Here is an 8,402-nt window from a genome sequence, read left to right on the forward strand (position 1 = left end):
ATATTAGTTTTTATAATGGTATTGATTTTCAGAAAGTAAATTTCCCTGTGCATCCTTTACAAATTGCAGTCTTCCAAAACTGTCATATTCATAAAATGTAATTAGTCCCGTTGGAGCTGTCATTGAGGTAACTCCTATAAGAGGGTTATAGGTATAGCCAGTAATCATTGTATTTGCTAAATCCTGATCTTGATATAACTTACTTATTGCCGCAGACATTTTTGCTTCTGTACCAGTATTTGAAGATGCAATTACTATTTCATTAATCAGGCTTAACGGGATACTTGCGTAGGCGATATTTTCTATTTTAGCAACCACCAGTGTTTTATCATATCCCCAGATAATAGATATAGGTGTACCTCCTTCAAGCGTATACTGCAAGAGGTTACCTTTGTCATCATATTTATCATAAGATATATTTTTGTCTGTAGCCACTATTAAAGCTGCCGCCCCTTTATTTTCAAGTACATATTTGGGTAATAACAAATTGCTTGTGGCTGCACTTTTATCGTATATTGTTTTTTGTTCAGATAATTTCACATCGTTATTAAAAGTTTGGGTATTTAGAGGTATACCTATCATGTTTTTAGAAATCAGTTCACTTCTAAGGGGTTCCTTTAACATTTCAGCATCCGGTGCATAGAAGTATTTTGTTTCCAAAGTATTCTTATTTGAGTTGCTGGTTGTTTGTGAACTGAGCTGTAAATGATTTGGACTAGTGTATAAATACTTATATTCTGTTTTTAAATCTTTTCCATTAAAATTTTCTGAAATGATTTTGCTTTTTAATTCAAACGAATTGAAGTATTTCTTGTATCCCTGAACCCAAATTCCGCTTAGATGATTTATAGAAACATAATTGTTGTTGTCAATTATTGAATTTGGATTATAATCGATAAAATCGTTATACTTATATTCAATAGTCTTTTTAGCGTTGCCGTCTTCTGCTATAAAATTTTCTTTTGATTTTAAACCTCTTAAAGCACTATAATCTAAACCATATAAGTTTTTAAAATTTTTATATAAATTTTCAGGAGTTATTTTGGTTTTTGTGTCACCTGACCAATTTCTTAAATTATTCGCATAAGGTGCAGAAACATCAGGTGTGTCAACATAATTATAGAATGAATGCTCAATACATCCATTTCCTTTGCTTATTTCATATACTTTAGAATATCCAACATTATATCCGTCCAGAGTATTCTGCTGAACGTTACTACTGGATTTTAGAAATAATTTTTGAATTGAACCCGGAGCACTAAATTCAAAATAATATATATATCTGGGCCAATTGGATAAAATACCAGAAGATATAGATGTGGATATATTTGTACTGTATTTGTATTCTTTTTGATTAGAAAGGATTCCCTGATTGGAATAATCTGATTGTTTTTGGATTCTTGCCCCGCCACAAAGACCTTGAACATCCATTAAAACCGGTAAGAATAAACTATTTGAATTTCTTTCCACTCTTTTGCTATAAAGTTGGGATTCATATTCAAAAACAGTATATCCTTTTGTTGGATAAATTATTTTGTTTAATAGCCCGGCCGATCCATATTGATAATTTGGATCCCTGCTCGTATTATTTAAGGTATAATCTCCGGTTGCAGTATTATAAGTATCAAATGGAGCATATTGAGTATTTATGTCATTTCCATTCCAAAATCCCCAATGATCAATTCCTGTCGTATAATAAGTTGGTAATTTGTCTGTTTTACTATATTCAAAAGAATATTTTTTATCTGGATCTATTTCCTGAAAACCTGTTAAAAAAGGTCTCTTATTAACCCCTCCTAAATCCTTATAATCAAACGAATACTTGTTTACAGTTGATAAACCATCTTTAATTTCARTATTATCAACAACATACTCATTAAAATACAAGTTAGAATTCTCAATATGTTTTATTGGATATCCCTGATCTTTATAATTAATTACTACATTGATATTATTGTATGTTATTTTCTCTAATAATGATCTTTTTAATAATGTATATGAGGTATTAGTTGACGGACCGCTTTGTGAAGAAGTAAGACACCCCGAAATTCCTCCCGGACAATTTTGAAATTGATCAATTCTTGTGCCTTCCTGAAAATAACTTTCTAAACTTAGGACTTTTGCGTTTTCCTTTAAATTAACGGCTGTAGTCATCATTTGGCAAAAAGAACTTGCTAAAGTACCTTTATAATAATCAAAAGATATAATTTCATTATTTGACATTATAATCTTAGAAATATTGAAAGAGTTTACTATCGGAAAGCCCGAAAATCCGTTTTTACTTAAACCCGGAGAGTTTCTATAGTATGCTATTTCATATTTTGAAAAATCACCTCCAAAAAAATATCTATTACCGTTTCCATCTGTTAATATTATTTCTGAATCAGGAGGAATACAATAACCGCTTCCTCCATAAGTTTTTAACCCACTTAGATCAACCTTTAGATTTGGATCATTAGATTCCACTTTTACGGCACCATCATTACCTACCATAAATTTTCCTCTAAGTCCCAGAATGCTAAAACTATATAAATCTGGCTCGCCTTCATAGCCGTCCTTGCCTGAACTTATTTCCCAAGTATTAAAACTTCCGAAGCCAACACCACTATTTAAGTCATAGACCTGCTCTTTGGAATAAGGTTTTGTCCTAACGCCTTTTAAAAAGCCATGTAAATCAGCTCCATATAGAGATCCGGGAACATTCGACATAGGATTTCCTTCATACTCGTCCGGCAGTCCATTAATACTTCTCGAAACTTTACCCCCTACTACAAGTGACCAGTTGACACCAGCAAGATCTGTTTTTTTATGAGGAACAAAACCAGAGGAATCATATGATAATCCTATCGGAATATTTAATGATTTTGCTTGTATAGTATAAATTGGAATTTTTAAATCTATAGATCCTGCATATAGATTTATAGGAATATTACCTGCTTTTTCAAAAGAGTTTGTTTCAGGTGATTTAATTTGAATAGGATCGTTTGATTGAGAATTTATGGCTTGAATTGATAATGCTAAAAAAACAATTATCATTTTATTTTTTAAAATCATATTTCTATTTTAATTTAAAACTTATTGAAGTGAAAATTTTATTTGAAGTGATGAAAAGCAAGTTTTCCACTGTATTTATTTTGTTTGTTTTACACTAATTTTCACATTGATATACTAGAAAAAGATTAGCTTTCTACTTTTAATTTTTCCCTCTCCTTATTACCTTAATCCCATCACTCTGCACATTCGTTTTTATATTCACGATATAAATACCTTCCGCGTAGTAGCTCAAGTCAACCGGAATAGTTTGCTCTGATATATTAAATTGCTGCAATATTCGGCCAGCCATATCTACGACAGTAGCAGTACCTTTTTCATATTCATAGCCTATAATAATATTCGTGTAAGTCACTACCGGATTTGGTATTGCTTCGATGCTTTTTCTTTTGATTTTGTCAGGTTTTGATTTGTCTTTTAGTTTCACTACCCAAAAATCATTACCGCCAATACTGGAACTTTTATTCTTTGAAGTTCCTGATTTTGATGTTCCTGCAAATAGATATCCGCCATCACGGGTTTCAAAAAGTTTTTGCAAAACATCTTCGCCATTGCTTGCGACAGTTTTTTTCCAGATTTTCTCTCCCACTTCATCAATTTTCAAAGCGATGTAACCGTCTTCTTTTTTATTTTTTTTGACAGCGTTGGCGACTTTCCCAATTACGCCCTCTCTTGGACTATCTACTCCCTGAGAATATCCGCCAACCAAATACGTTTTGTCTTCATTCTCTATTAGTGAAGTCAAAATATCTTTTGGGCCAAAATCATATGTTTTGCTCCACAATACATCTCCTTTATTGTCTAGTTTTAATACCCAATAATCGGTACCATTACTCACAATACCTCCCAATGAAGTAAGTGGGCTTGTACTATTTGAATTTCCTCCCACAATATATCCGTCATCCTCCGTTTGGTGAATCACATACAATTGATTATCTCCGTTACCGCCGTAAGTTTTTTGCCATTCGATAGTTCCGGTATTACTGATTTTTAAAATCCAGTAATCTCCTATTCCTTTCTGAGATTCTGTTTTATTACCTGATTCCGGCGAATTAGAATAACCTCCTAAAATATATCCTCCGTCTTTGGTTTGTTCCATGCTTTTCAATATATCAGCATATTCACCTCCATAAGTTTTTTGCCATTCTATAACTCCATGTTTATCTAGTTTTACAATCCAGTAATCCATGTTGCCGTAGCTTTTTTCAGATTTACGATAGCCATCGGGTTTATCAAGCGAAGATTTAATAGCTATTAAATCCTCTGTTATTTCCGGACTTGAGGATGATGAACCACCCAACATATAACCTCCATCAATTGTCTTGAAAGCACACAAAAGTTCATCCTGTCCGCTTCCGCCAATTGTTCTTTGCCATTGTTCTGCTCCTGTTGCGTTTAGTTTTATTACCCAAAAATCAGTACCGCCCTTACAGGGATCTTTTTTCTGAAAGTCATTTGTAGAATTAGAAGTTCCTGCGAGAATAAAACCTCCATCTCTTGTATTCTTAATACTTTGCAGTAAATCGAAACCGCTGCCTCCAAAACTTTTTTGCCAGTCCAGCTCTCCGGTTTCATTCATTTTCCAAATCCAATAATCCAAATCGCCATTATTGTTCTCTTCTTTATTGCCTGTTTTATTAGACAAGGAACTTCCTGCCAAAATAAAACCGTAGTCGGCTGTGGGTTGTGCGTCAAAAAGATAATCGGCATGTATACCTCCATAAGTTTTTTCCCAGAGAATATCTTGGGCGTGTATTAAGAGAGGACAAATAAATAGGAGAAATAAGTACTTTTTTTTCATGTTTTGGATATTAGATTAGGTGAATATTACCGTAGGTTTTAACTTATTTTTTGAATCTATAATAGTAGGCAGATTTATTATGGTCCACAATACCCACTTTAGGTGATTTTTGCATCCAAAATGTTAATTTTTTCGTGCTATAAAACAAGAAACCCTTCAAATCAAAAATTTGAAGGGTTTCTTGAATAAAAAGTGCAAATTCTTACACCTCTATAATGTTAGTTATTAGAACACTATTTTCTTTGTCGATACATAACCATTTTCTAAAATCACTTTTACAAATAAGACCTGGTTTTCTGATTGCAGGTTTGGTATTTGTAATTCTATATTTCCTATTTTCTTTTTATCATAAAGCATTTTTCCAGAAACATCGTAGATAATGACTTCATTAATAGTTTCTTTATCTGATGTTATTTTGATGACTTTATTTTTTACATAAGCAATAATGTTATTTCCCTCTTTTTCAAAGTCTTCAACTCCCAATGTTTTCTTATATCGCAACACAAAACGATCCATAAAAACGCCTGTTGTTGTTGTAAAAGTGTAGTTGCCTGCTCTTAAATCATAGGTAATACCCATTGTTTTATCTTCGAGAAAAATGGGTTGTGTACTCAAATTACCATCGGCATGATCTATCACAATTGTAAAATCGCCTGTAATTGCTGATCTATATCCTAAGGGAACAATATCGGAATCGTTGAACGGCAATGCGCGTCCCTGAATAACAAGTTTCAGATCACCATTGATGCTATAAAAATCTAAATATTTGTTTGCATCTGCTGTGATTCCGTCATAATTTGTATCCCAACCATCTGTTGCTCCTTCAATATAACCAACCAACAACTGCTTAAAGGCTCCCTGGGTATTGGTTAAATTAAGCCAAACACGATTTTTTTCAAGCTTTGAATTTGCATTTTTAAAGAATTGTGTATTATTCCCCTGAATACGCATCGAATTGGTAAAAACAGCATTCTGTCCTGTTTTTGATTTCACAAAGAAAGATTGTCCCGCTGCAATATAACCCAATGGAGGATCTTGATTTCCCGGTGTTGTTGCCCCATCACCTGTCATATTACCTATAACAATACTTCCTGATAAATTGTAAATCGCATAATCTTCTGCATTATACTGATATGTTGTACTATTGGGAGCTGTATTGTGGGTCCAAAAATATAATGTGCCATAAATATTTGCCGCATTATCAAAGATAAATTGATCTGCATAAATTGCCGAAGGATATGGATTTCCTAACAAGTTCCATTTCTCGGCTGCACCCAAACTTATCGCATATGGACCATTATTAGGAACTCCTTCAAAGGATGCATGGAAAACAGCAGGAATATTAAGATCATAATTTTGTGGGGCTCTAACTGTATATCCAACTGCTGCTAACATTGGAGCAGTTCCATTGTTAATAATCACCCATCCCGTCAGGGGATCATACCTTTCATATTTATCGATCAAAGTGTTAGGGGACAAATCGTGTAATGTAAAAGCCGGAGTACGGGTAACAGGAGATGACCAACGGGTAAAATCATAACGACGAACAGGAGATGTATCTCGTCTGTAAATAATATTTCCGGTATTAATTGAATTGTTTATTTGAAGTAAACTGGCATTGTTTTCAAAAATTAAAGTTCCACCATTATTACTTACAAAGTTGTCAATTGTTAGTGTATTATTTGTTTTTACAGTAACATTTACCCCTGGATGAACAATACAGGAACAAGCACTCAAATCTCCTGTTGTTTCATAATTTCCGGCAAATTCAATAGCATCGGTTTCTATTGGCGTACTTCCTTTTGACCAGACTGTACCATTCCAAATATTTGTAACAGGCGGTTTAATTTCTATGCCAACTGTTGGTAATGAAGGACAATTTATTCCATCCTGAATCGTAAAAAAATAAGTCCCGGGTTCTAAATTAGTAACGGTATAACTAGTCCCAAAATCACTGTAGGTTTGTAAAGCTGTACCCGTTTGATTAATTATCACATTAGGACCGGTAATTAAACCATTTAAAACTATACTTCCTGTTGAATTAACACATGTTGGCTGTACTATAGTCCCCGGCACCGGAGCAGCTGTTCTTGAATCAATATCAATTCTTGTTTCTGTTGCAAAATCTTCAGCACAGCTTCCATTTTTAATTACAGCTCTATAGCTAGTACTTGTTGATAATACTCCGGGCTGATACGTTACACCGGTATGACTTATGGGTTGCCATACATATGGCAAAGATTCAGCATATTCCCATCTGATAATCGTTCCGTTATAACCACTTAAAGTTAATAAAGGACTTGGATTTCCGCTACAAACATGTGTTCCTCCGCTTACGATTCCAGGCTGTGTTTTTGTTACTGTTGTTGTGTTGCTGGCGTTTACCGCTGCTGCACATCCATTTGAAGAATAACGTACTGTAACGGTCTTACTTCCTGTGGTTTTCCATTGTAATGAAACGGTATTATCAGTTGTAGCTATTCCTCCTGAAACAATGATGTAATCCGTACCCGCAACTCCCGGAACTGTCCAAACATAACTTGTTTGTCCCGCCAAAGTGGTATAAGTAACACTATCATCAACGCAAACAGTTGCTCCAGGCTGAACAGAAAAAACCGGAACTGGTATTGAGTTTATTGTTATTGTTGCTGCACTTCCCGTAAAACCTGAACTTCTTACACAAGTGGTATTTGTGTCGGTAACCGAAACTAAGTTATAAGTGGTCGTGCTTAAAACCGGGGTAACCGATGTTGCAAAAGCTGTCCCGCTGACTACACTATTTCCGGTACGATTTGCTGTTCCATCATTGTAAATTACGGTATAAGGTCCTGTTCCGGCTGTAGCAGTAAAGACCAATTGTCCCGCGCCAGTGGTGCAAAAAGGTCCATTGGCTGACAAACTTCCTTGTGGTATTGGGTTGACGGTTATAGTTGCTGAACTTGTTGTGAAACCGGAACTTCTGATACAAGTGGTATTGGTATCGGTAACCGAAACTAACGTATAAGTTGTCGTGCTTAAAACCGGGGTAATCGCTATTGCAAAAGCTGTCCCGCTGACTACACTATTTGCGGTACGATTTGCTGTCCCGTCATTGTAAACTATGGTATAAGGACCTGTGCCGACTGTAGCTGTAAATACTAATTGTCCTGCGCCAGTGGTGCAGAAAGGTCCATTCGCTGACAAACTTCCTTGTGGTAATGGGTTGACGGTTATTGTTGCTGCACTTCCCGTAAAACCTGAACTTCTTACACAAGTAGAATTTGTATCGGTAACCGAAACTAACGTATAAGTTGTCGTGCTTAAAACCGGTGTAACCGATGTTGCAAATGCTGTCCCGCTGACTACACTATTTGCGGTACGATTTGCTGTTCCGTCATTGTAAATTACGGTATAAGGACCTGTTCCGGCTGTAGCAGTAAACACCAATTGTCCTGCGCCAGTGGTGCAGAAAGGTCCGTTGGCAGACAAGCTTCCTTGTGGTAATGGATTAACCGTTATTGTTGCCGTGCCTCCAGTAAAACCGGAACTTCTGATACAAGTCGTATTTGTA

The 8,402-nt window shown here is 35.2% G+C and carries 3 protein-coding genes; all 3 read right to left on the reverse strand.

Annotation, left to right across the window (positions count from 1 at the left end; genetic code table 11):
- Nucleotides 1-3 precede the first annotated feature (3 nt).
- Complete coding sequence (locus EAH81_RS23925) at nt 4-3,036, reverse strand: RHS repeat domain-containing protein (protein WP_140511520.1); 3,033 nt, start codon at nt 3,034-3,036, stop codon at nt 4-6.
- A 157-nt stretch (nt 3,037-3,193) separates the two neighbouring features.
- Nucleotides 3,194-4,852, reverse strand: coding sequence for a T9SS type A sorting domain-containing protein (locus tag EAH81_RS23930; RefSeq protein ID WP_140511521.1), 1,659 nt, complete (start codon nt 4,850-4,852; stop codon nt 3,194-3,196).
- 225 nt (nt 4,853-5,077) lie between these two features.
- The coding region (locus EAH81_RS23935; protein WP_140511522.1) for a T9SS sorting signal type C domain-containing protein at nt 5,078-8,402 on the reverse strand (3,325 nt) is incomplete at its 5' end.

This window comes from Flavobacterium pectinovorum (genome assembly GCF_006438875.1).
In the GTDB taxonomy this organism is placed as follows: Bacteria; Bacteroidota; Bacteroidia; order Flavobacteriales; family Flavobacteriaceae; genus Flavobacterium; species Flavobacterium pectinovorum_A.

Excerpts from the sequence above, each read along its gene's own strand:
- EAH81_RS23930 (WP_140511521.1), bottom strand. The coding sequence starts at position 4,852 with ATGAAAAAAAAGTACTTATTTCTCCTATTTATTTGTCCTCTCTTAATA.